Annotated in this window: 23 protein-coding genes and 1 pseudogene; 10 read left to right on the top strand and 14 right to left on the bottom strand. The window is 67.5% G+C overall.

Going from position 1 to position 22,480, the window contains the following annotated elements; all coding sequences use genetic code 11:
• Positions 1-209: 209 nt before the first annotated feature.
• Together Y590_RS21835 and Y590_RS21830 are read left to right on the top strand one after the other, a co-directional pair.
• On the top strand, positions 210-413 hold the full coding sequence (locus Y590_RS21835; RefSeq protein ID WP_056197508.1) for a DUF3311 domain-containing protein: 204 nt from the start codon (positions 210-212) through the stop codon (positions 411-413).
• Positions 410-1,870, top strand: coding sequence for a sodium:solute symporter family protein (locus Y590_RS21830; protein WP_060771694.1), 1,461 nt, complete (start codon positions 410-412; stop codon positions 1,868-1,870). Before Y590_RS21835 ends, Y590_RS21830 begins: the two co-directional genes overlap by 4 nt.
• A 26-nt stretch (positions 1,871-1,896) precedes the next feature.
• Here the strand turns inward: Y590_RS21830 and Y590_RS21825 are convergent, their stop codons facing one another.
• The 5 genes from Y590_RS21825 to Y590_RS21805 form a co-directional block, all read right to left on the bottom strand.
• On the bottom strand, positions 1,897-2,781 hold the full coding sequence (locus Y590_RS21825; protein ID WP_060771693.1) for a metallophosphoesterase family protein: 885 nt from the start codon (positions 2,779-2,781) through the stop codon (positions 1,897-1,899).
• Entirely contained in the window at positions 2,778-3,689 is a 912-nt protein-coding gene (locus Y590_RS21820; RefSeq protein ID WP_060771692.1) for a diacylglycerol/lipid kinase family protein, read from the bottom strand. Before Y590_RS21820 ends, Y590_RS21825 begins: the two co-directional genes overlap by 4 nt.
• A 76-nt stretch (positions 3,690-3,765) precedes the next feature.
• Positions 3,766-4,284 carry a DUF3016 domain-containing protein gene (locus tag Y590_RS21815; protein ID WP_060771691.1) on the bottom strand — a complete coding sequence of 173 codons (519 nt, stop codon included), beginning with the start codon at positions 4,282-4,284 and terminating at the stop codon, positions 3,766-3,768.
• The gene (locus tag Y590_RS21810) at positions 4,281-4,496 is read right to left on the bottom strand and encodes a hypothetical protein (RefSeq protein ID WP_060771690.1); all 216 of its coding nucleotides are present in this window, start codon (positions 4,494-4,496) and stop codon (positions 4,281-4,283) included. Before Y590_RS21810 ends, Y590_RS21815 begins: the two co-directional genes overlap by 4 nt.
• A gap of 212 nt (positions 4,497-4,708) precedes the next feature.
• Positions 4,709-5,260 (bottom strand): ComEA family DNA-binding protein, encoded by a 552-nt coding sequence (locus Y590_RS21805; protein WP_060771689.1) that lies wholly within the window; start codon positions 5,258-5,260, stop codon positions 4,709-4,711.
• Positions 5,261-5,614: 354 nt separating this feature from the next.
• Here Y590_RS21805 and Y590_RS21800 point away from each other — a divergent pair, with 354 nt between their 5' ends.
• Positions 5,615-6,808 carry a patatin-like phospholipase family protein gene (locus Y590_RS21800; protein WP_060772406.1) on the top strand — a complete coding sequence of 398 codons (1,194 nt, stop codon included), beginning with the start codon at positions 5,615-5,617 and terminating at the stop codon, positions 6,806-6,808.
• Between the two features lie 12 nt (positions 6,809-6,820).
• Here Y590_RS21800 and Y590_RS21795 read toward each other — a convergent pair whose 3' ends face one another.
• The 5 genes from Y590_RS21795 to Y590_RS21775 all read right to left on the bottom strand — a co-directional run bounded on the left by Y590_RS21795 (position 6,821) and on the right by Y590_RS21775 (position 10,523).
• On the bottom strand, positions 6,821-7,069 hold the full coding sequence (locus tag Y590_RS21795; protein WP_060771688.1) for a hypothetical protein: 249 nt from the start codon (positions 7,067-7,069) through the stop codon (positions 6,821-6,823).
• 380 nt (positions 7,070-7,449) lie between these two features.
• Complete coding sequence (locus Y590_RS21790; protein ID WP_060771687.1) at positions 7,450-7,578, bottom strand: hypothetical protein; 129 nt, start codon at positions 7,576-7,578, stop codon at positions 7,450-7,452.
• A gap of 101 nt (positions 7,579-7,679) precedes the next feature.
• A complete protein-coding gene (locus tag Y590_RS21785; protein WP_060771686.1) occupies positions 7,680-8,849 on the bottom strand; it encodes an MFS transporter in 1,170 nt (389 codons plus the stop codon).
• Positions 8,850-8,925: 76 nt separating this feature from the next.
• Complete coding sequence (olsB, locus tag Y590_RS21780) at positions 8,926-9,924, bottom strand: l-ornithine N(alpha)-acyltransferase (RefSeq protein WP_060772405.1); 999 nt, start codon at positions 9,922-9,924, stop codon at positions 8,926-8,928.
• A 212-nt stretch (positions 9,925-10,136) separates the two neighbouring features.
• A complete protein-coding gene (locus Y590_RS21775; protein ID WP_060771685.1) occupies positions 10,137-10,523 on the bottom strand; it encodes a DUF2267 domain-containing protein in 387 nt (128 codons plus the stop codon).
• A 147-nt stretch (positions 10,524-10,670) separates the two neighbouring features.
• Between Y590_RS21775 and Y590_RS21770 the strand changes: the two genes are divergently transcribed.
• A complete protein-coding gene (locus Y590_RS21770; protein ID WP_060771684.1) occupies positions 10,671-12,230 on the top strand; it encodes a helicase HerA-like domain-containing protein in 1,560 nt (519 codons plus the stop codon).
• A 105-nt stretch (positions 12,231-12,335) separates the two neighbouring features.
• Here the strand turns inward: Y590_RS21770 and Y590_RS26675 are convergent, their stop codons facing one another.
• A complete protein-coding gene (locus Y590_RS26675) occupies positions 12,336-13,739 on the bottom strand; it encodes a hypothetical protein (RefSeq protein WP_144440035.1) in 1,404 nt (467 codons plus the stop codon).
• A gap of 321 nt (positions 13,740-14,060) precedes the next feature.
• Between Y590_RS26675 and rplU the strand changes: the two are divergent.
• The 6 genes and pseudogenes from rplU to Y590_RS21740 all read left to right on the top strand — a co-directional run.
• Positions 14,061-14,369, top strand: a pseudogene (gene rplU, locus Y590_RS21765) (50S ribosomal protein L21); the annotation flags it as partial.
• A 132-nt stretch (positions 14,370-14,501) separates the two neighbouring features.
• The gene (gene rpmA, locus Y590_RS21760; protein ID WP_003603089.1) at positions 14,502-14,768 is read left to right on the top strand and encodes a 50S ribosomal protein L27; all 267 of its coding nucleotides are present in this window, start codon (positions 14,502-14,504) and stop codon (positions 14,766-14,768) included.
• A 188-nt stretch (positions 14,769-14,956) separates the two neighbouring features.
• Positions 14,957-15,556, top strand: coding sequence for a GNAT family N-acetyltransferase (locus Y590_RS21755; protein ID WP_060771683.1), 600 nt, complete (start codon positions 14,957-14,959; stop codon positions 15,554-15,556).
• Entirely contained in the window at positions 15,553-16,032 is a 480-nt protein-coding gene (locus Y590_RS21750) for a hypothetical protein (RefSeq protein ID WP_060771682.1), read from the top strand. Before Y590_RS21755 ends, Y590_RS21750 begins: the two co-directional genes overlap by 4 nt.
• A gap of 36 nt (positions 16,033-16,068) precedes the next feature.
• Positions 16,069-17,103, top strand: a complete 1,035-nt coding sequence (obgE, locus tag Y590_RS21745; RefSeq protein WP_060771681.1) for a GTPase ObgE — start codon at positions 16,069-16,071, stop codon at positions 17,101-17,103.
• A gap of 67 nt (positions 17,104-17,170) precedes the next feature.
• Positions 17,171-17,617, top strand: a complete 447-nt coding sequence (locus Y590_RS21740) for a hypothetical protein (RefSeq protein WP_060771680.1) — start codon at positions 17,171-17,173, stop codon at positions 17,615-17,617.
• Between the two features lie 72 nt (positions 17,618-17,689).
• Here Y590_RS21740 and Y590_RS21735 read toward each other — a convergent pair whose 3' ends face one another.
• The 3 genes from Y590_RS21735 to fdhF form a co-directional block, all read right to left on the bottom strand.
• On the bottom strand, positions 17,690-18,625 hold the full coding sequence (locus tag Y590_RS21735; RefSeq protein WP_060772404.1) for a LysR family transcriptional regulator: 936 nt from the start codon (positions 18,623-18,625) through the stop codon (positions 17,690-17,692).
• A 501-nt stretch (positions 18,626-19,126) separates the two neighbouring features.
• On the bottom strand, positions 19,127-19,417 hold the full coding sequence (locus Y590_RS21730; protein ID WP_060771679.1) for a formate dehydrogenase subunit delta: 291 nt from the start codon (positions 19,415-19,417) through the stop codon (positions 19,127-19,129).
• Positions 19,418-19,625: 208 nt separating this feature from the next.
• The gene (gene fdhF / locus Y590_RS21725; protein WP_060771678.1) at positions 19,626-22,478 is read right to left on the bottom strand and encodes a formate dehydrogenase subunit alpha; all 2,853 of its coding nucleotides are present in this window, start codon (positions 22,476-22,478) and stop codon (positions 19,626-19,628) included.
• Positions 22,479-22,480 lie beyond the last annotated feature (2 nt).

The following is a 22,480-nucleotide window of genomic DNA, read 5'->3' as shown; positions in this document are numbered from 1 at the left end:
AAGAGAGAGGCCGCCTGAGCGGCGCCTAAGAGAGAAGCCGCTTGAGCGGCGGTCTGCGGAGCGGCTTGAGGGGGAAAGTCGGTGCCGACCCTCGCGGCAGCTCTCGCGCTGGTGCGAATTCTGCCTCATGCTCCCGAGGCACGTAACGGGAAGCGCATGACCGAAACGCGACAACATTTCCGCAAGCCATCGCCGGGGAGGGCCCGGCGATGAAGCAACTCCGATGGCTCGCGGCCTTGCCCGCCCTCGGGATGCTGGCCGGGCCGTTCTTCCTCAACCGGGTCGAACCCTTGGTGCTCGGCATGCCGCTGCTGCTGGCATGGCTCGTCGGCTGCACCGTGGCGACCTCGGCGATCATGGGGCTGATCTACCTCACCGATCCCGCCAACCGGGAACCGGAGGAGGGGCCATGAACGCGGCCCTTCCGATCATCGCGCTCGCCGTCATCGTGGCGCTCGGCCTGGGCCTGCGGGCACGGTCGGGCCACGACATGGACATGGAGCAGTGGAGCGTGGGCAAGCGCGGCTTCGGCACGCTGCTCGTCTTCCTGCTGATGGCGGGCGAGATCTACACCACCTTCACCTTCCTCGGCGGCTCGGGCTGGGCCTACGGCAAGGGCGGGCCGACCTACTACATCCTCTGCTACCTCACGCTGATCTACGTCATCTCCTACTGGATCCTGCCGCCGGCCTGGCGCTTCGCCAAGGAGCGCAACCTGTTCTCGCAGCCCGATTATTTCGCGGCGCGCTACGACAGCCGCAGCCTCGGCATCCTGGTCGCGCTGGTCGGGATCGTGGCGCTCGTCCCCTACATGGTGCTCCAGCTCAAGGGGCTCGGCATCATCGTCGCCACCGCCTCCTACGGCGCGATCTCGCAGACGCTGGCGATCTGGATCGGCGCGGCAGTGCTGACCGTCTACGTGATGGTCTCCGGCGTGCGCGGCTCGGCCTGGACCGCCGTGCTCAAGGATTTCATGATCCTGTTCGTGGTGATCTTTTTAGGCGTCTACCTGCCCTATCACTACTACGGCGGCATCGGGGAGATGTTCACCGCGATCGATACGGCCAAGCCCGGCTTCCTGGCGCTGTCGGACCGGGGCCAGAGCGCGACGTGGTTCGCCTCGACCACGGTGCTCACGGCGCTCGGCGGCTGGATGTTCCCGCACATCTTCGCCTCGATCTACACCGCGAGCGATGCGCGCACGTTCCGGCGCAACGCGGTGTTCCTGCCGCTCTACCAGCTCATGCTGCTGTTCGTGTTCTTCGCGGGGTTCGCGGCCGTGCTGCAGGTGCCGGGGCTGACCGGGCCGGACGTCGACCTCTCGCTGTTCAGAATCGCGCTCCAGACCTTCCCGCCCTGGTTCGTCGGCGTCATCGGCGCCACCGGCGTGCTGACCGCCCTGGTGCCGGGTTCGATGATCCTGATCGCCGGCTCGACCCTCATCGCGCAGAACCTCTACCGGCCGCTGGCGCGGAACGCGACCGACGCGACCACGGGTAAGCTCGCCAAGGGGATCGCGCCGCTGCTGGCGATCGCCTGCGTCGGCTTCACCCTCTACGGCGGTGAGACCATCGTGCAGCTCCTGCTGATCGGCTACGCGGTCGTCACGCAGCTCTTCCCGGCCTTCTTCTTCAGTCTGTGGACCCACAACCCGCTCACGCGGGCGGGTGCGATGGCCGGCATCCTGGCGGGGGTTGCCGCGGTGGCGATCACGGTGGTCGGCGGCTACACGCTGGCCAAGCTCTTCCCCGGCCTGCCGGGGCCGGTGCAGGATCTCAACATCGGCGTGGTGGCACTCGCCCTCAACCTCGCCGTGGCTTTCGCCGTCAGCCTTGCGGGCAAGCGCCCGCGGCAGACGGCTTTGTCCTGAGCCTCGGAGGCGGCGAGGCCGGGCGGTCAGCGCCCGGCCGGCTCCGCCTCATCCACTCGCGCCTCCGCTGGAGCAGGCACGGAAGCATCCTCCCGCACATCTTCGAAGGCCGACCCGGTCCAGACCCGCACGGTGACGGTGGCCCGCCCGTCCTCGATGACGATGCGGTTATAGGCGTTGGGCTCGTTGCCGCGCAGCCGCGTCGAGGTGGCCGAGCCCGCTTGCACGGCGAGCAGCCGCGCGCCGCCCGCCCGCCCCGTACCCCGATCCACGCTCACCGAGCCGGGTTCGATGCCGGTCTCGGGTGCCTCGGCGAAGCGGGAATAATGGCGGTGGAGATGACCGGCGAGCGTCAGCCCGACGCTGTGGCGGCGAAAGGCGTCGAGCGCCTCGTCGGCGCGCCCGACGAGGCGGGCCTCCGCGTCCCAGGGCGGCGGCATGAACGGATGGTGGCCGACTACGATCCGGAAGACGTGGCCCGGCAGCGCCGCCAGCCGCTCCTCGGTGCGGGCGATCTGCGCCCGGGTGATCTTCCCTTGAGACCAATCCGTCTCCGGCGCCCAGGTCCGCACCGTGTTGAGGCAGACCACCGCGATCTCGTCGTCGAGAAAGGTCGGTTCGGTGTCCTTCGCGATGAAGCGCCGGTAGCGTCCGAACGGATGGAAGAACCGGGTGAAGAGCTTGAAATAGGCGATGTCGTGGTTGCCCGGAACCGCGATCCAGGGCGCGGTCAGCCGGTCGAGGAAGGCGCGCGCCGCGACGTATTCCTTGCGCCGCGCCCGCATCGTGAAGTCGCCGGATGCCACGATCAGGTCCGGCGGATCGCGGTTCAGCTCGGCCACGAGCGCCTCGACCACCGCCGGATCGGTGCGTCCGAAATGCAGGTCGGAAATGTGGGCGACCCGTCTCACCGGACCGGCTCCGGCACGATCACGGTGAGGGCACGGGGCATCAGGCGGTAGCGCAGGGGCGGGGCGATCAAGCGAACCTCTCCATCGTTCATCACCCGTAACGCGCGCCTCCGGGCGGAGACGACGAAGCGAGCCGCGGCGCGGCGCTCCAGGCCCGGCTCATCGCGCCAGCGACCGAACCCGAACCCGAGCGCCAGCCGGACGAGGCGCCACGGCGAAAGCCGGCGGGCGATGTAAAGCGTCAACTCACCGCCATCGACCTGGCTCCGTTCCAGAATCTTTCCCAGGCCCTCCGCGTAATCGTTGTTGACCACCGCGAGCAGGCGCACGCGCAGCCGTGTCCGCCGCCCGCCGGCCGAGAGCACCGCCGAGCGGCGCGGATAGGGACCGAGATGGCGCACCACCGCTGCCGAGAGCCGGAGCAGCGCCGGGATGCCGAGACGCCGCCCGCGAAAGGCCTCGCGGTGGCGGACCATGCGGGCGGGCATGCCGAGCACCGAGTTGATGAGGAAGGGGTGCCCGTTGAGGCGGCCGACATCGACGGCACGGGTCTGCCCCGCCGCGAGCACCGCGATGGCCCCATCGAGGTCGAGCGGGATGCCGAGATCCTTGGCCAGCAGGTTCATGGTGCCGAGGGGCAGGATGCCGAGCGCCACGCCGCTGCCCGCGAGCATTCCGGCCGCGCAGTTGAGCGTGCCGTCCCCGCCCGCCACCGCCACGGCCGTGACGCCCGCCATGCGCAGGGCCGCCCGCAGGCGCTCGGGCAGGGGCAGGGGCAGGGGCAGGCTGTCGTCGGGCTCCGGGAGGAGGTCGAGGCCCGCGGTCCTCAGCCGTGCACGGATCGCGTCCGGCGTCAGGCCAGCGGCGAAGGCGCCCGACGCGGCGTTGGCGACGAGGACGATCCGCATGTCTCCCGACGTTCCCCAGCGTCCCGACGGCGCGGGGATGACAGGCTCGGGCGTCGGGCGTGTGACGAAACCGGGATCAGCCCGGCGGCGGGCGGCGCTGCACGAAGCGGGCCTGGAACCAGTCCCGCAGCACCTCGCGCTCGTAGAAGAAGGTCTGACCGGACGAGAGGCGGTTGGCGCGGAGCAGGAAGTTGATGTCGCTGACGGTCTCCTCCGCCGCCAGCACCGTGCGGCCGCGCTCCTTCAGGGCGTAGCGCAGGCGGAAGCGGGGCGGGGTGATGTCGGTCACCACCCGGACGCCCTGGGCAGCGCCGAAGCTCGGCTGTTCGAGCCCGGCGAGGTCGATGTCGAGCACCGCGACGTCCAGCGTCTGGCCCGGCGCCAGAACCGGGTTGCCGAGCGTCTCGAACAGGCGGCGCATCTCGCCCAGCACGACCCGCGGCGACAGGCCGGAGCCGAAGCGGTTCTGGGCATCGGTGTACCGCTCGGGTGCGACGAAGGTCACCCGCACCTGCGCCGCCGCGGGCGAGACGGCGAGGGGCATGGACAGCGCGGCGGCCAGCACTGCGAGCCGGCCGAGCGCCGCCGCCCTCATTGCTGCGAGCGCTTGAGGATCGATTGCAGGGCGCGGGCGACCGGCTCGGTGATGGTGCGGCGGTACTTACGGTGAACGAGCTGGCCGTTGTGGTAGATATCCTGCTCGACGTAGAGCCGCTCACCATCCCAACGGACGATGTTGTCGGATTCCGCCGTCTCCTCGACGCCCAGATCCTGGCGGAGGATCGGTGCGCCGGATGTCGTTTGCATGGAGCGGCCTCGGCCTTCGTTTACGGGAACGTCTGCCCTGTTTAGGGCCTCGGCGCGCGCTGTGCCAGGGTTGGATGCAGGGTCCGGTGGACGGAAAGGCGATCCGCCGGTTTTTCCAAAGCGCACTTGTCGCTTGGTTGTCTCACGGTCGGCGATTTTCCAAGAAACGCGCGCCCTTCGGCGGCGACCTCACTGCAACCTGATCAACCCGGTCACCGCACCGAGACCTGATCCTTGATGCGCTGGTAGGTGGCGCGGTTGAGGACGCGTTTGCTGAGAAGCTGATCGACGGAGGCGTAGGGACGGTGCTGGACGATCGTCCGGCCGATGGCGCCGCCGCCCTTCAGGCCGTTCAGCTCGGCAAGAGAGGCGGTGTTGAGGTCGATCAGGGCGACCGCGGCCGGTGGAGCGTTCTCCTCCGCCTCGGCCACCGGGTCCGTCTCGGGCGGCGCCGTCCGCGCGACGGGGGCGGGTGACGGCGCGGGATCGGCCGGCGGGGACGCGGGTCGGGCCGGCGGCGGCGCCTCGGCGACCGGTCGGGGCGGCTCCGGTGACGGCTCGGCCGGCTTCACCACGCGCACCGGCGCGGGTGGGGGCGGCGTCGATGCAGCGCCCGCCGGCCGGCCGGGTTTCACTGTCGCGGCGGCCGGCGCAGCAGCCTCGGAATCCGGGCCGTGCAGCCAGACCGACTGGATGATCCAGGCCAGGCCCGCCGCCGCCAGGATCAGGAGGAGAACCCTCAGGATCGCCGATCCACTCAGCATGAGCGCCGCCCGCCCGCAACGCGGGCGCAGGAGGCGGTCGGGGTCTCGTGCGCGGCTCCGGACATCGTTGGCATCCTAACGTGCTGGCACGGCGCGAACATATGACAAATCCGAGAGATTTAGGCACGCCGCCATGTGGGCCGACCGACCGGCCCGCCGCGACAGTCCGGCGCAAGCGAACGCGTGCAAGAGGGGGCATCGAGACACGAGCCTGCGCGATGCCCCTCGCTCATGTTGTGGCAGCACGGCATCAGCCGGCGTCTGGGCGCAACGTGCCCGTGCGGGAACGCAATACGGCCAAGCTCGTTTCGTGTAGGCTTGCCCTGTTCCATCGGGCTTGTTCGGGTCATGTCGATGCTAAAAGGTTTCCGCTGGTCACGCCTGCTTCTCGCCGCGGCGGTTGCCGGGCAGGCTGCGGCCTGCTCGTCCCTGCCGCGGACGAACTACACGGAGAGTGAGGCGGAAGCCGCGACCGTGCCCGGCATGGTCGGCGTGCGGGCCTATGCCGATGCCGGCGCCGCCGATTTCGTGGCGATGGCTGCCGGCCCGCAGAAGAAGCGCCAGGCCTTCACCTATCTCGCGCTCTCGGGCGGCGGGGGTGACGGCGCCTACGGCGCGGGCGTGCTCAACGGCTGGACTGCCTCGGGCAAGCGGCCGGAATTCACCATCGTCTCCGGCGTCTCGACCGGTGCCCTGATCGCGCCCTTCGCCTTCCTCGGTCCCGCCTACGATCCCTACCTCACCGATATCTACACCAGCGGCGTCGCCGACTCGCTGGTGCAGAGCCCGAGCATCGCCAACGTGCTGTTCGGCTCCGGCCTGTTCGGCGACGGGCGGCTGCGCAACCTGATTGCCCGCTACGTCACGCCCGAGCTGCTGCAGGCGGTCGCGGAGGAGCACGCCAAGGGCCGCCGCCTGCTCGTGGTAACGACGAACCTCGACACGCAGCGCGCCGTGATCTGGAACATGGGCGCCATCGCCGCGAGCGGCACGCCCAACGCAGTCTCACTGTTCACCGACGTGCTCACTGCCTCGGCGAGCATTCCGGCGGTGTTCCCGCCCCAGCTTCTCGACGTGCAGGCCGAGGGCCGCGCCTTCCAGGAGATGCACGTGGACGGCTCGGTGGTGACGCCGGTCTTCACCCTCCCGCAATCCTTCCTGGTGCGCGACGGGCGCTTCCGCAACGCGGGCAAGGCCGACATCTACGTGGTCATCAACGGCCGCCTCGAACCCGAATTCGAGGTGACCAAGAACAACACCCTGTCGATCGTCGAGAAGTCCTTCACCACCGCGAGCCGCGCCCGCTCGCGGGCGACGCTGGTGGCGACGGACGTGTTCGCCCGGCGCAACGGGATGGGCTTCAACCTGACCTATATCGACGAGAGCGCGCCGCAGACCACGACGGCGCGCGGCTTCGACACCGCCTACATGCGCAGCCTCTACCAGTTCGGCTACGAGGCCGGGCGCACGGGTCAGTTCTGGCAGCCGAGCGTGCCGGCGGCGCCGCTGGTCAAGAACGTGGTGCGGGAGGCGGTGGCGGGGCGCTGAACGCCGCCCGCGTCACAGGGTGATACGCAGCGGCTCGGCGCTGAGGCGCACCGCGCCCGCACGGCGTCCGGTCTCGCCGATGGCGTACTGGAACGCCGCCTCGCGGCTGCGGAAATAGCCGCCGCCGAGGCCGTGGCTTTCGAGGGCGACCCAGCGGCCCTGACCATCCTGGCCGACGATGTAGGTCGGCAAGCTTCGGCTCGCATCGACTTCGACCGCCGGGGGTGGGACGGCCGGCACAGCGTCGTACAATGAGGACATGATCGCAGATCGGGTCGCGCGGTCCAGTCGCGTGAACCGGGGCAGGAACCCGAGCCTTTACCTGTGAGGATTCGAGACCGAGAAGCGCCGGGGACATAAAGGCCCCATTCCGCCTTGGCCACCCCACAGGCCGGTCCCCAGGGTTGCGATCCCGGCAACCGGCGAGAAGCCGGCATGAAAAAGGGCCGCGCGGCCCTTTCAAGCCGCCGGCCCATGGCTCACGCCCTGGCAGCGAGACCTCAAGCATCGTCCTGGATACCTGATCGAGGACGATGGTTGAGGCTCTTGTTTTCGCATCATCCTTTTTCCGAAAGCCGGCAACCACCTTTCGGGACGATGCTCTGGAGCCGGATCCGACATCAACTTCGCCGGAAAGCGCCCTACTTGCGCAGGATTTTGGTGACGAGGCGGCCGATCGGGGAGCTCGATCCGGCATTGCGGTCGTCGCGGGCGACGACGCGGTCGTCGGTGCCGAGGAGCTTGGTGACGAGGCGTCCGATGAGGCTCATGGGTCAGGTTCCTTCACGTCGCGAGGACGGGCAACGGTGCAGCTTCGACGAGATAACGAGCACCGCCGCCGCGGCGTTCCGTGCCCCTTCGCAAGCGATCCTCAGCCCGCGCCTCCGCGAACGAGACTCCGGACCACCGGCACGGCGTAGAGCGCGAAAAGCAGGCTGAGGGCCACGGCGAAGCCCAGCGGCGGCTGGAGGTCCATGCCGCCGCCGATGAGCGGGGGTCCGAGCATCAGCCCGGCATTGTAGAGCATCACGAAGGCGGCGTTGGCGCCCGCCAGATCCGGCCCGCGCAAGGTGGCTCCGAGATGGGCGAGACCCACCGTGTAGAGCGTGCCGACGATCCCGCCCCAGACGAAGAGCAGAGCCGAGAGCAGCGGCAGCGAGGCGGAAGCCGCCGGGATCAGGGCCGCCCCGAGCGCCCCCGCGAGGCTCGCGCCGAGGAGGACGAGGCGGCGGTCCACCCGGTCGGCGAGGAGGCCGACCGGGATCTGGAACAGCACGTTGCCGAGCGCCACCGCACTGACCAGGGCGGCGGAGATCTTCGCGTCGAGGCCGATGCGCAGGCCGTAGAGCGGCAGGATGGCGAAGGCGCCCGCCTCCACCGCCCCGTAGAGGGCCGCGGCCAGCACGGCGAGCGGCGCGAGGCGCAAGTAGGCCAGGATGCCGCCCCCCCTGTCGTGCCCGAGATCGGGCGAGAGGTTGCGGGCCAGCACCAGCGGGGTGAGGCCGAGGAAGAACAGGGCCGAACCGGCGAGATACGGCGCGAAGCCGTCGGTGCCGAGCAGCGTGAGCAGGGTCGGCCCGATGGCGAAGCCGATGGCGAGCACGGTGGCGTAGATCCCCATCACCAGCCCGCGCCGCTCGGGCGGCGCCGCGTCGTTGATCCAGTACTCGGAGAGGACGAACAGCACGCCCATCGTCGTCGAGAAGACGAAGCGTAGCGGGAACCACAGGACGAGGTTCGGGAACAGCTTGAAGGCCGACAGGCACAGGCCGCCGAGCAGGATCGCCAGGATCAGCAGGCGCACCACCCCGACCCGCGCGGCGAGCCGCGGCACGAACGGCACCGTGAGGATCGCCGCGAACCCCGCCACCGCCGTGTTGAGGCCGATGACGATGCTCGACGCGCCCATCCGCTCCATTTCCAGCGACAAGAGCGGGATCGACAGGCCGAGCCCCGTGCCCACCACCGCCACGCAGGAGATCGCGGCGGCCATCGCGCCGAGGCGGTCGCGATCGGAGGGACGGGCGGAGACGGCGGGCATGACCTTCGAACAACGCGTGAGGGCTGCAGGGCGCTTGGCCTGAACCGGCTTCACCCCGCCCCGCAACCCGGCGCGGTCAGGCGGCGTGCCGATCCGCACCCGCGCCGAAATGGCCGATATAGCGCGCGGCGATGCCTGAGACCGGCAGCACCACGAGCACGTCGGTGGTGCCGAACTGGCGGTCCACCACCGCTCCGTCGCCGAAGGTCGCCCCGACCCGGAGATAGCCCTTCACCAGCGGCGGCAGCGCCGTCAGCGCGGCCTTGGGATCCACCGCCTCCTTCGCCAGCCGGTCCATCGCGACGTAGCGCTCCGGCAGGGCGCGGGCCCGCCACACCTCGGGGGCGCGGGCGTGGTGGTGGAGGAAGCTCAAGGGCAGCGCCAAACGCTCCGGGTCGGTGCCCTCCAGGCTGGCGCAGCCCAGCATCGCGTCGATGCGATGGCGCTGCACATAGGCCCAGATGCCGTGCCACAGGAGTTCGACGGTGCGCTTGGTGCGGTAGGGCTTCAGCACGCAGGAGCGGCCGAGTTCGAGGAAGCGCTTGCCCGGATGGCGCTCCAGCAGCGGCGCGAGGTCGTACTCGCCCGAGGAGTAGAAGCCGAAATGCGCCTCCGCCCGGTCCTGCCGCAGCAGCCGGTAGGTGCCGACGACTTTCGGGCGAGCCTTGCGGAAAGGCTTCGCCTCAGTCGCGGCGTGGTCGATGACGAGGAGGTGGTCGCAGATCGCGTCGTAGGCATCGACATCGCGGCGCTTGAGCGCGGCCATGCCGGTCGGCACCGCCGACATCTCCTCGTAGAACACGCGGTAGCGCAGGCGCTGCGCCCGGCGGATCTCGGACTTGGTGGTGGCGAGCCGCACTTCGAGCGCACCGATCCGGCCGAGGCTGGGGTCGAGCCCCGGTTCGAGCAGAGGGCGCTTGGCCCGGTTCTTCAGGAGGATCGGCGCCCCGCCGGGCAGGGCGAGATCGCCGCCCTCGAAGGTCTGGCGGAAGCGGGCGAAGGGCGCCTGAACCTTGGTCTCCCAGCCGGCCTTCCACGCGGCCGTGGCCTCGCGCGGGGAAAAATTCGGCAGCATGATCGACACGATCCCGTCGCGGGAGGCCGCGCGATGCGTCCTCTTGCGCGGCGACAACATCACGAAGGCCGCACGCTTTTATGACGGAGATCTGCGTGCCTTGACAGAGACTTGCGCGAAGCCGTTGCCAGGCTCCGCGCGAAGTTCCCGTGATAGCCGGCGAATGAAAACCGGCTAACGATCACAAGTGTTTAGGGCAAGATCCTGCCGTCTCAGACGAACTGGTTCAGGCCCGGGATCGAGCCGACGATCGGACCCATGACGTCCTCGCCGGCCTTCTCACGGCCATAGGCGAAGAGTTCGTGGCCGAGCGGCTGCATCTGGTTCATCGGCACGCCGGCCGAGATCAGCTTCTGGCCGAGCGCCATCACGCCGCCGCCCATCATGCCGCCGAGCATGCCCATCAGCCCGCCGCCGCCCTCGCCGGCATTGGCCTCGGCGATCGCCGCCTCGGAGCCCGGAAGCGCGGCCATCAACTGGCTCACTTCGTTGGCCGGCCCCTCCTTCTGCAGGAAGGCGAGGATGTGTCCGATCGCGGTCTTGGCGGTCGCGGCGTCGAGGCCCGTGCGGTTGATAACGCGGGCAATCAGCTCTTCCATGAAACGCTTCCTCTCTGGCAGGTTTTTCGTCTGTCCGACGCGGCGGCGGCGAAATCAAGGGTTGCCGGTGTCCGGGGCCCTGGATCGGGCGCGCGGCCCGCCATACCCTGTCGGCCACGACGGTCACGGTTCGAACGAGGTCGGGAAATGGCGGGCGAAGGGACGATTCTGGTCGGCCGGAGCACGGGGCCGCGACCGAAGCCCGAGGTGCTAAGCCTGCGGCTGGCGAACCGCCACGGCCTCGTGGCGGGCGCCACCGGCACCGGCAAGACCGTGACGCTGCAGGTGCTGGCGGAGGGGTTTTCCAACGCGGGCGTCCCGGTCTTTGCCGCCGACATCAAGGGCGACCTCTCGGGGCTCGCCGCCGCGGGCGAGGCCAAGCCGCATTTCGTCAAGCGCGCCGAGGAACTCGGGATCGCCTACGAGCCCGACCGCTTCCCCACGATCTTCTGGGACGTGTTCGGCGAGCAGGGCCACCCGATCCGCTGCACCGTCACCGAGATGGGCCCGCTCCTGCTCGCCCGCCTGCTCGAACTCAACGACATCCAGGAGGGCGTGCTCAACATCGCCTTCCGCGTCGCCGACGAAAACCAGTGGCCGCTGATCGACCTCAAGGATCTGCGCGCGCTCCTCACCTTCCTGTCGGAGAACGCGAAGGAACTGTCGGCCACCTACGGCAACGTCTCGGGCGCCTCGATCGGCGCGATCCAGCGGGCGCTGCTGGTGCTGGAGAACCAAGGCGCCGACCAGTTCCTCGGCGAGCCGGCACTCAACCTCGAAGACTTCATGCGCACCGACCGGGAGGGCCGGGGCTTCGTCAACATCCTGGCCGCCGACAAGCTGATGCAGCGGCCGCGCCTCTACGCCTCGTTCCTCTTGTGGATGCTCTCCGAGCTGTTCGAGCAGCTTCCCGAAGTCGGCGACCTCGACAAGCCCAAGCTCGTGTTCTTCTTCGACGAGGCGCACCTGCTGTTCAACGACGCGCCCAAGGCCCTTCTCGACGCGGTGGAGCAGGTGGTGCGCCTGATCCGCTCCAAGGGCGTGGGCGTCTACTTCGTGACGCAGAACCCGCTCGACGTGCCCGAGACGGTGCTCGGCCAGCTCGGCAACCGGGTGCAGCACGCGCTGCGCGCCTTCACGCCCCGCGACCAGCGCGCCGTGCGCGCCGCCGCCGAGACGTTCCGCCAGAACCCCGGCTTCGATGTCGGCCAGGCGATCACCGAACTCGCCGTCGGCGAGGCGCTGGTGAGTTTTCTGGAAGCCAAGGGCACGCCCTCGATCGTGGAGCGGGCGCTGATCGCGCCGCCGCAGGGGCGGGTGGGGCCGCTGACGCCGGCCGAGCGCGCCGCGATCATCGGGCAGAGCCCCCTGCGCGGAAAGTACGACGAGGCGGTCGACAACGAGAGCGCCTACGAGATGCTGGCCCAGCGCAAGCACCTCGATTCCGCCCCGGCGGAGGCCGCCGGCCAGAGCGAAGGCGGGCTCTCGGGCATGCTCGGCGGCTGGCTCGGCGGGATCTTCGGCAGCGGCGAAGAGGCGCCGAAAGGCAAAGGGAAGGGCAAGGGAACCGGCCGTACCCGCCGCCCGCCGCCGGGTCTGGCCGAGCAGGTCATCGGCAACGCCGCCCGCTCCATGGCGCGCAAGGTCGGCACGGAGGTGGGCGACGCGATCCTGCGGAACGTGCTGGGTGGGCTGACGAAGCGGTAGATATTCTCCACGGACTTTCGAATAGAACCAAATTTAGCGGCAACACGACGTGCTTGTCATACGCCAAATAACGACTTAGCATAAAATATGCATGATCAGAAAAGATCAAAATACAGTCTTAGAAATGTCGCTAGCCAAGTTTAAGCCACTACGATGATCGCTACCACTCTTTGAGAGCGAAAATGTATACCTTCCATCTCCATTATAAGTCAACTTGTAGTGCTTTCCCTCTTCAGATATGTCAAATCCCATTTCTGTCAATGAATCGGACGTCGCCTTAGTCATTGAGCTATATCCTCGAAGCGCGGCTTTGATTTTTTCTCGTCTGTTGTTCAACTCCTTCGAACCCTGGTTATTCGCCAAAATTTCACCGAGCACATGAGAGCGCCGGCAATCGGCAATAAGCCCTTTAGAAGCAGAATCCAAACAATCGATAACTATATTTAGCATTTCATCAGGAAAGAAGTCTTGTTCGCTGCCGGTGGAAATTTTTAACTCTGCCCCTGAGGGAGTTTTAGCAGAAATTCCACGCATTTGGGCCTCTAAACGTCGTATTTCTTGCTCCGCTGACGCAAGCTGGTCCGACTTGGAAGTTAATTCTTTGTCAAAATATTCAACGTACTTCTCAATTTCTTGAGACCCTGAGGCTCTGAGATCTTCTATCAATCGCCGGGATTCTGCCTCATTTGCTGCTGCCCATGTACACCTATGAAGTGGCCGTCGATTTAAAAGAGCTGATCGTATTTCTTCAACTATATGCTTCTTAATATCGGCGCTCGATTCGAAATGCCGTCCGAGGAAAAGTTTCTTCATCCCCGTCCCATCTGGCCAATAGATGCCGACCGCACCACCATATACGTTTTCAGATTTGACGTCGATTTGCAGTCTACGAGAAAAAGGCCTGTTAGGCTCTGCGATGACGTGCGCCATTCCAGCTAAATCGCGCGCCAAGACACCTGGATTGACTACAAAACCTTCCGAAAAGGAACGACTGATATAAATTATTGGAAGGCGACACCCGGCCTGGCCCTTGATTAATGCAGAAGCCAAATTGATATCATTGCTACTTAATTCATGTTGGCTACCACTCACGGCAAGCCTGCCATCTTGCCCCCCTCCAACTTGATCGAGAAGTATTTTGACAATTACCGGCTTTCGAGCAGCCGGCAACTGCACAATGGGATTAACTGACTCGCGGGAGGTTCTTATACCTACCCATGCCTCACCGGACAATTCTGAATGGACTATTGATGTAATCCATTGAATATCCGGCTCATTAGTGATGTGCCGAAGTGCAATGAATTTGGTTTCACCAATTTTTGTAGCGAGCCCTTCAACCTGCTGGTGTGCAACCTCGACTTTGCGAAGTCCTCCCGAAAATAGCCCGCTTATATGCTGCGGCTCAATTTCCGTATGAGGTGAATTTACTATCCAATAATTTATAGCATTTATAAACGACCTCCCATCATCACCGCAGGCCAAAGGAAATTCTGTAGAAAAGGAGAGCATTACAGACTCGCAATTGTATCGAATAATTAATAACACGCCACAACGTTGCAAAATATTTCAAATGATATATTGCATATCGTATCCTCGGTGCGTTTCTGGGTAGCGCTCGCTAGATTGCCCGCGGACGCATTCCCTCAAGGGAATTGACAAACCAGGATCGCAACTTTTAAAGGCTTCGCACCGCGCGGCTTCCTCGACGAAGTCCGCGCGTTTCGCGTTCGTGCGCTCACGGCCCAGTCTGATCCGCGCGGATGACCTGAACAAGAAGACGGCCCAGGCCCTCGCGGTGCCGGAGGCTGGCAGAGAACACGAGAGACAACGATGTTCGCAGTCATCAAGACAGGCGGCAAGCAATATCGCGTTGCCGCTAACGACGTCATCACCGTGGCCACCCTCGAGGGTGAGGCCGGCGCCGCCGTCACCTTCGGCGACGTGCTGCTGTTCACCGACGGCGATGCCACCCAGGTCGGCACCCCGCTCCTGTCGGGCATCGGCGTCACGGGCGAGATCGTCCAGCACGGCCGCACGCGGAAGGTTATCGCCTTCAAGAAGCGCCGTCGCCAGAACTCGCGCCGCCGCCGCGGCCACCGTCAGGACTTCACGGTCGTGCGCATCACCGAGATCAGCGCCGGCGGCAAGACCTCGAAGGCCGAGCCGCGCAAGACCCGGAAGGCCGAGCCGGCCGCCGAGTCCGCCCCGGCCGCCGCTGAGTAATCAGCCGCCGGTCCGAACGCAGATCCAGCAGAATTCCGGAGCAATCCCATGGCACACAAAAAAGCAGGCGGCTCGTCCCGCAACGGCCGCGACTCCGCCGGCCGGCGCCTCGGCGTCAAGAAGTTCGGTTCCGAGGCCGTGATTCCGGGCAACATCATCGTGCGCCAGCGCGGCACGAAGTGGCACCCCGGCACGAATGTCGGCATGGGCAAGGACCACACCCTGTTCGCCCTCGTCCCGGGCAAGGTGCAGTTCGAGACCCGGCGCGGCCGCGATTTCGTAACCGTAGTGCCGCTGGCCCAGGCCGCGGAGTAACGGCGGACGCTTGTCGCTGACGACGAAGCGAGCGTCCCGCCGGTGTCCCACACCGAACCGGCGGACGAGTCGCTAAGGCTTCACGCGAAGCTTCGAGCGGATCGGAACACGGGGGAGGATGGGGCACCATCCTCCCCCTTCGTCGTCCCGGACGGCGCCCTCGCGCGCCCTCGCATGACCGGCTCACGATGTTTCCCGATCTCACCCGCGACGACGTTTTCCGCATCGAGACGCGACGGCTCTGGCTGCGCTGGCCCATGGCCCGCGACGCCGAGGCCGTCTCCCGGCTCGCGGGTGATCCCGCGGTGGCCGGGATGACCGCGCGGCTGCCGAGCCCGCTCCCGCTGCACGAGGCGGAAAGCTTCGTGATTCGGGCGCGCGCCGCGAACACGGCCGGGGAGGGGCTGATCATGGCCCTGTGCCGACGGGCGGCGCCCGCGAACCTGATCGGCGTGGTCTCGGTCACCGGACGGCCCGACGAGCCCGAGCCGCGCCTCGGCTACTGGCTCGGCACGCCGTTCTGGGGCGACGGGCTGATGACCGAGGCGGCGCTGGCGCTGGTGGACGCCGCCTTCGCCTATGCGGGGCAGCCGGCGCTCGTCTCCGCCGCGATGATCGGGAACCGCGGCTCGCAGCGCGTGCTGGAGAAGTGCGGGTTCCGCCGCACCGGGGAATCGGCGCCCGTCTTCGAGGCACGCGGCGGCGCCGTTCCGAGTTACGATTTCCGGCTCGACCGGGCGACATGGCTCGACCGGCGCGGGATGGCAGTGGGAGGCCGCTCGGCATGAGGACACGGACGGTCGCCAGCCTCGGGGCCGGCCTCACCGCGATCGCCCTCGGCAGCCTGATCTTCGCGATCACCCGCGAGGTGCCGCCGCCGCCGATCGAATCCGCGGCAGCGCCCGCCCCGAGACCTCGGGGCGAAACCCGGCTCTACTGCGAGTTCTACAATTTCGCCGGCCGCACCCCGAAGGTCGGGTTCTACTTCGCCAGCCCTGCGGGTGGCGGAACCGCGTACGGGCAACTGTTCCAGCGGGAGGCGGACGGGTCTCAGACCCTGTTCGACGAACGGCCGACCTGGACCTATGCTCGGGACGGGGAGGCGCCGACCCTGCGCTCGCCCGACGGCGCGATCCAGATCAACCTCTACGGCGACGGCGGCGCCAACGGCCGCCAGCCGGATGCCGGCGGATGGTTCGAGGCGGGCCTGCGCAGCATCCAGTACCTCAATCTCGACGGCCAGTGCCGTCGTACAGAAAGCTGACCGGCCCTCCCGGTCCAGAATCCAAGGCGAAGCACCGTGAAATTCCTCGATGAAGCCAAGGTCTACGTCCGCTCCGGCGACGGCGGTCCCGGCTGCGTCTCGTTCCGACGGGAAAAGTTCATCGAGTTCGGCGGGCCGAACGGCGGCGATGGCGGACGGGGCGGCGATGTCTGGATCGAGTGCGTGCAGGGCCTCAACACCCTGATCGACTACCGCTACCGGCAGCACTTCAAGGCGAAGAAGGGCGAGCACGGCATGGGCTCGAACTGCCACGGCGCCAAGGGCGACGACGCGGTGCTTCAGGTGCCGGCGGGCACGCAGGTCTTCGCCGAGGACGGCGAGACGCTGATTGCCGACATGACCGAGGTCGGCCAGCGGGTGCGGCTCGCCAAGGGCGGCAATGGCGGCTTCGGCAACGCCTACTTCACCACTTCCACGAACCGGGCGCCGCGCCACGCCAATCCCGGCCTGGAAGGCCAGGAGATGTGGCTGATCCTGCGCCTCAAGCTCATCGCCGATGCCGGCCTCGTCGGCCTGCCGAATGCGGGCAAATCGACCTTCCTGGCGACCGTCACCGCCGCCAAGCCGAAGATCGCCGACTATCCCTTCACCACCCTCCATCCCGGCCTCGGCGTGGTGCGCTCGGACGAGCGCGAGTTCGTTCTGGCCGACATCCCCGGCCTGATCGAAGGCGCGCATGAGGGCGTCGGCCTCGGCGACCGGTTCCTCGCCCATGTCGAGCGCTGCCGGGTTCTGCTCCACCTCGTGGAGGGCACGACCGAGCATGCCGGCAAGGCCTACAAGCTGGTGCGGCGTGAATTGGAGGCCTACGGCCAGGGCTTGTCCGACAAACCCGAGATCGTCGCCCTCTCGAAGGCGGATGCGCTCGATGCCGAAACCCTCAAGCAGCAGCTCGCCCGGCTGAAGCGGGCGGCGGGCGGCAAGCCGCTGGTGCTCTCGGCGGCCTCGGGGCAGGGGGTGCAGGAGGCTTTGCGCGCGATCCAGGCGCAGCTCGATACGCAGGGCGCAGAGGAAGCGGAGGCGGAGCCCGCCGAGCCCTGGCACCCGTAAGCGGAGCGGCGCTACGCCTCAGGCCGACCCGGCGACGGGGTTTGCCGGTTTGCCCTACATCGGATGCATGCGCAGCACCCTCGCCCTCCTCTTCGCCCTCGCCGCCTCCCCCGCCATGGCGGAGGATTCCTGCACCGATCTGATCGATCGGGTGCAACGGGCCACGAGCGCGACGGTCGCCGAGCGGAGCGCCGACTTCGCCCGGTTCGAAGCCGGGCCGCAGACCTCGCTGACGCTCTCGTGCGCAGGCGCCGACGCCTCCTCCGTCGGCGCCCAGTACAAGGGCGAGACCCCGCCCGAGGCTTACGACACGCTGTTCGTGCAGGCGGGCCATGCCGTCACGGGGATCGCACCGGATCGGCTGCGGGACGCCACCCGGCAGGCCCGCGCGAGCGCGCAAGCCAAGCGCCACAGCACGGTCGAGGTGGACGGCGCCCGCGTCACCTGCGCCTTCATGCGCAAGGAGCAGGGTCCGCTCACCCTCTGCGCCGTGATCCAGCGCCCCGGCGCCTGAGCTGCCAGACGTTGAAGCGGGGCGCTGCCCCGCCCCCTGCCGAAGGGATGATCCCTTTGGGGTCTCGGAATGTCAGCTTGGACCGGACCCGTGCAGTACCGACGGGACCGGATCCTCGCCGTCGAGGGTCCGGGCCACGGCGCGGGCGACGTTGACGAGGGCCGTCACCATGGGTGTCGCCGGATCGCGGCGCGGGGCGACGAGGCCGATGGCATGGCGCAGGTCCGGCTCCACGATCGGGATCGCGCGGAGGCCCTCGGTCGGCCCCAGCGCGTCGGCGAGGATGGCCGGCATCACGCTCGCCCATTGCAGGGTGCGCACATGGGTCATCAGCACGACCATCGAATTGGATTCGAGCGTCGGCGCCGGCTCGCCGCCCGCGGCCCTCATCTGCTGATCGATGATGCGGCGGTTCTGCATGTTGGGGGTCAGCAGGCAGAGCGGGATCTTCGCCAGCTCCGCCCAGGTGACGCTGGCCCGGTCGTCGTAAGGGCCGCCGGCCGCGGTCAGGAGCTGGTAGTGCTCGGTATAGAGCGGCACGGAGATCACGCGCCCGAGGGGCTCGTTGTCGAGATAGGTCAGCCCCGCATCCGCCTCGAGGTTGTCGATCAGCGAGAAGATCTCTTCCGAGGTCGTGGACAGGACGCTGAAGCGCACGTTCGGGTAGCGGGCCCGGTAGGGGGTGGTCAGCGCGGCCACCATCGGCAGTGCCGTCGGCACCGCGGCGATCCGCAGATGGCCCGATAGACCCCTGCGGAGCGCGGCCACGTCGTCCTGCATGGCGCGGGCGTCGCCGACGATGCGGCGGCCCCAGACCAGCACCCGGTCCCCCTCGGGCGTGAAGCCCTGGAAGCGCGAGCCGCGCTGAACCAAGCGCACGCCGAAACGGTCCTCCAGACTCTTCACCCCCGCCGAGAGGGTCTGCTGGGTCACGCCGCAGGTCTCTGCGGCACGCCCGAAATGCTGTTCGCGGGCAAGCGCCAGGAGGAATTCGAGCTTATCGATCACGGTGTCCGTCCTGCCCGCGCGGTGCGGGCGGGGCGGACGGTAGGCCGGGGGCGCGACGCGCTCAAGCAACCACGCGTCATGGCACCCTGCCTTGGAGCATCGTCCCGAAAGGTGGGTGCCGGCTTTCGGGAAAAAGATGATGCGAAACCAACAGCCTCAAGCCTCGTCCTGGATCAGGTATCCAGGACGAGGCTTGAGCGGAACAGGATCAGCGCTTTGGAAAGCCGAATCCAGATGCCCCACGGGATCGGCAGGCCGACCGGCGCCCAGGCCAAGATCGGAGCATATCCGTCAGCTGAGCCAGTTCCCAACAATCGGCGAGGCGTGCCGCTCCGTCACCGCGCCGGCCGAGGGCGACGCGACCCCGCCCTCCGAAACGGCGGTGCAGCACGGGAGGCGTCGCGTTCGAGATGAGCTTGAAACGGGGCAGCATCCCGGCTTCGTCCGGATGCCGCGCGGGTGCGATGATCGGGGCCCGCTCGGATCCTGCAGGATCAGGCATCAACCCGCGTCGCTGGCACCTTCGCCCACGAGCTGCGGATTGCGGGTGGCCGGACGCACCGGGCTCTCGACATTCGGCTCCTCGCAAAGCGCCCGGTGAACGAGTGCGTCGAGCCGCTCGCCGGCCTCTTGGGCGTAGCCTTCGAGGTCGCGGCGCATCTTCGGCGTCCAGAACGCCACGATGTGCTTGTGGATGCCCGAGACCGCTTCCTCCTCCGGGTAGGACCGGAAGAACAGAGCGATCTGGTTGGCCATCCGCACCAGCTTGTCGTTGGGATTGGTCGCGCTCATGCCCGCACTCGGCTGTGTCTGATTGGAGAGCGCTCCCTCCCGCTCCCTCATCCTGAGGTGCCGCGCGAGCGGCCTCGAAGGAGAGGTCCAGGGATCATAGCGCGTTCTGGAGCCCTCCTTTCGAGGCCTCCACTTCGCTCCGGCACCTCAGGATGAGGGACAGGATCGGACGTCTGGGGGGCGGGCGAAAGCCCGCCCCGTTGGAAGACTATTCCGCCGCTTCGGCGATGCGCGTCAGCGAGAAGTCCTCCTCGTAGAACTTCGCCTGCCAGTCGGAGGGCCGGTTCGTGCGCCGCACCTGCACCGCCGTCACCTTGTATTCGGGGCAGTTGGTCGCCCAGTCCGAGTAGTCGGTGGTGATGACGTTGGCGCCGGTCTTGGCGTGGTGGAAGGTCGTGTAGACGATCCCCGGCTGCATCCGTTCGGTCACCTTGGCCTTCAGGGCGATATCACCGGACCTGCTCTCCAACGCCACCAAGTCGCCATCGACGATGCCGCGCATCTCGGCGTCGAAGGGGTGGATCTCCAGCACGTCCTCTTCGTGCCAGCGGGAGTTCTCGGTCCGCCGCGTCTGCGCGCCGACATTGTACTGCGAGAGGATGCGGCCCGTGGTGAGGATCAGCGGGAACTTGCCCGTGGTCCGCTCGTCGGTGGGCACGTATTCCGTGATCATGAAGCGGCCCTTGCCGCGCACGAACCGGTCGACGTGCATCATCGGCGTACCGAGCGGCGCCTTCTCGTTGCAGGGCCACTGGATCGAGCCCAACTCGTCCAGCTTGTCGTAGGAGACGCCGGCGAAGCTCGGGGTGAGCGCCGCGATCTCGTCCATGATCTCGGACGGGTGGGTGTACTCCATCTTGTAGCCCAGCGCGTTGGCGAGCAGCACCGTGCCCTCCCAATCACCGTAGCCGCCCATCGGAGCCATCACCTTGCGCACGCGGGAGATGCGGCGCTCGGCGTTGGTGAAGGTGCCGTCCTTCTCGAGGAAGGAGGCGCCCGGCAGGAAGACGTGGGCGTACTTGGCGGTCTCGTTCAGGAACAGATCCTGGATCACGATGCACTCCATGGCCCTGAGGCCGGAGGTGACGTGATGGGTGTCGGGGTCGGACTGCGCGATGTCCTCGCCCTGGATGTACATGCCCTTGAAGGTGCCGCCGACGGCCTCGTCCAGCATGTTGGTGATGCGCAGGCCCGGCGCGTTGTCGAGCTTGGCCCCCCAGATCGCCTCGAAGCTCTCGCGGGTGGCGTCGTCCGAGACGTGGCGGTAGCCCGGCAGCTCGTGCGGGAACGAGCCCATGTCGCAGGAGCCCTGCACGTTGTTCTGGCCGCGCAGCGGGTTCACGCCGGCGCCCACCATGCCGATATTGCCGGTGGCCATGGCGATGTTGGCCATGCCCATCACCATGGTCGAGCCCTGGCTGTGCTCGGTCACGCCGAGTCCGTAGTAGATCGCGGCCTTGCCGCCGGTGGCGTAGAGCCGGGCCGCCGCGCGGATCTCCTGCGGATCGACGCCGGTGATCGCCTGCGCGGCCTCGGGCGAGTTGCGCTCCTCGGCGATGAACCGGGCCCAGGACTCGAACTCGGCCAGATCGCAGCGCTCGCGGACATAGTCCTCGGCGATCAGCCCTTCCGTGACGATGACGTGGGCAAACGCGTTGATGAAGGCGACGTTGGAACCGGGCTTGAGCGGCAGGTGATGGTCGGCCCGGATGTGGGGCGACTTCACCAGATCGATCTTGCGCGGGTCGGCGACGATGAGGCGGGCGCCTTCACGCAGCCGCTTCTTCATCCGCGAGCCGAAGACGGGGTGGCCGTCGGTCGGGTTGGCGCCGATGACGAGGATCACGTCGGATTCCTCGACCGACTTGAAGTCCTGCGTGCCGGCGGAGGTGCCGAGCGTCGACATCAAGCCGTAGCCGGTCGGCGAGTGGCAGACGCGGGCGCAGGTATCGACGTTGTTGTTGCCGAAGGCAGCGCGTACGAGCTTCTGGACGAGGTAGGCCTCCTCGTTGGTGCAGCGCGACGAAGTGATGCCGCCGACCGAGTCGCGGCCGTAGGTCGCCTGGATGCGCTTGAACTCGGAGGCGGCGTGGTTGATCGCCTCCTCCCACGACACCTCGCGCCACGGATCCGTGATCTTCTCGCGGATCATCGGCTTGGTGATGCGGTCCTTGTGGGTGGCGTAGCCGTAGGCGAAGCGGCCCTTGACGCAGGAATGGCCTTCGTTGGCCTTGCCGCCCTTGTAGGGCACCATGCGGACGACCTTGTCGCCCTGCATCTCGGCCTTGAAGGCGCAGCCGACGCCGCAATAGGCGCAGGTCGTGACCTCGGAATGGTCCGGCTGGCCGAACTCGTGGATCGTCTTCTCCTGCAGCGTCGCGGTCGGGCAGGCCTGGACGCAGGCGCCGCAGGACACGCATTCGGACTGCATGAAGTTGGTCGGGCCCGCCGCCACGCGGCTGTCGAAGCCGCGGCCCTCGATGGTCAGTGCGAAGGTGCCCTGTGTCTCCTCGCAGGCGCGGACGCAGCGGTTACAGACGATGCACTTCGAGGGGTCGTAGGTGAAGTAGGGGTTCGACTCGTCCTTGGGCAGGTAGCGGTCGGAAGCCGGCTTGACGTGGTTGTCGCCGTCATAGCCGTAGCGGACCTCGCGCAGGCCGACCTGACCTGCAGTATCTTGCAGCTCGCAATCGCCGTTGGCGGCGCAGGTCAAGCAGTCGAGCGGGTGGTCGGAGATGTAGAGCTCCATCACACCCTTGCGCAGGCGATGCAGCTTGTCGGTCTGGGTGTGCACGACCATGCCGTTCTCGGCCGGTGTGGTGCAGGAGGCGGGCGTGCCGCGGCGGCCGTCGATCTCCACGAGGCACATCCGGCAGGAGCCGAACGGCTCCAGCGAATCCGTGGCGCAGAGCTTCGGGATCTTGGTGCCCATATGCATCGCGGCGGCCATGACCGAGGTGCCCGCGGGCACCGTCACGCTCTCGCCGTCGATGGTCAGCGTCACCGTCTGCTCGTTGAGCCGGATCGGCGTGCCGTAGTCGATTTCCTTGATGAGGGTCATGC

Source organism: Methylobacterium sp. AMS5 (assembly GCF_001542815.1).
Classification (GTDB): Bacteria; Pseudomonadota; Alphaproteobacteria; order Rhizobiales; family Beijerinckiaceae; genus Methylobacterium.
Note: the sequence above shows the minus strand (reverse complement) of the source record. Positions and strands in the feature narration are given on the sequence as shown.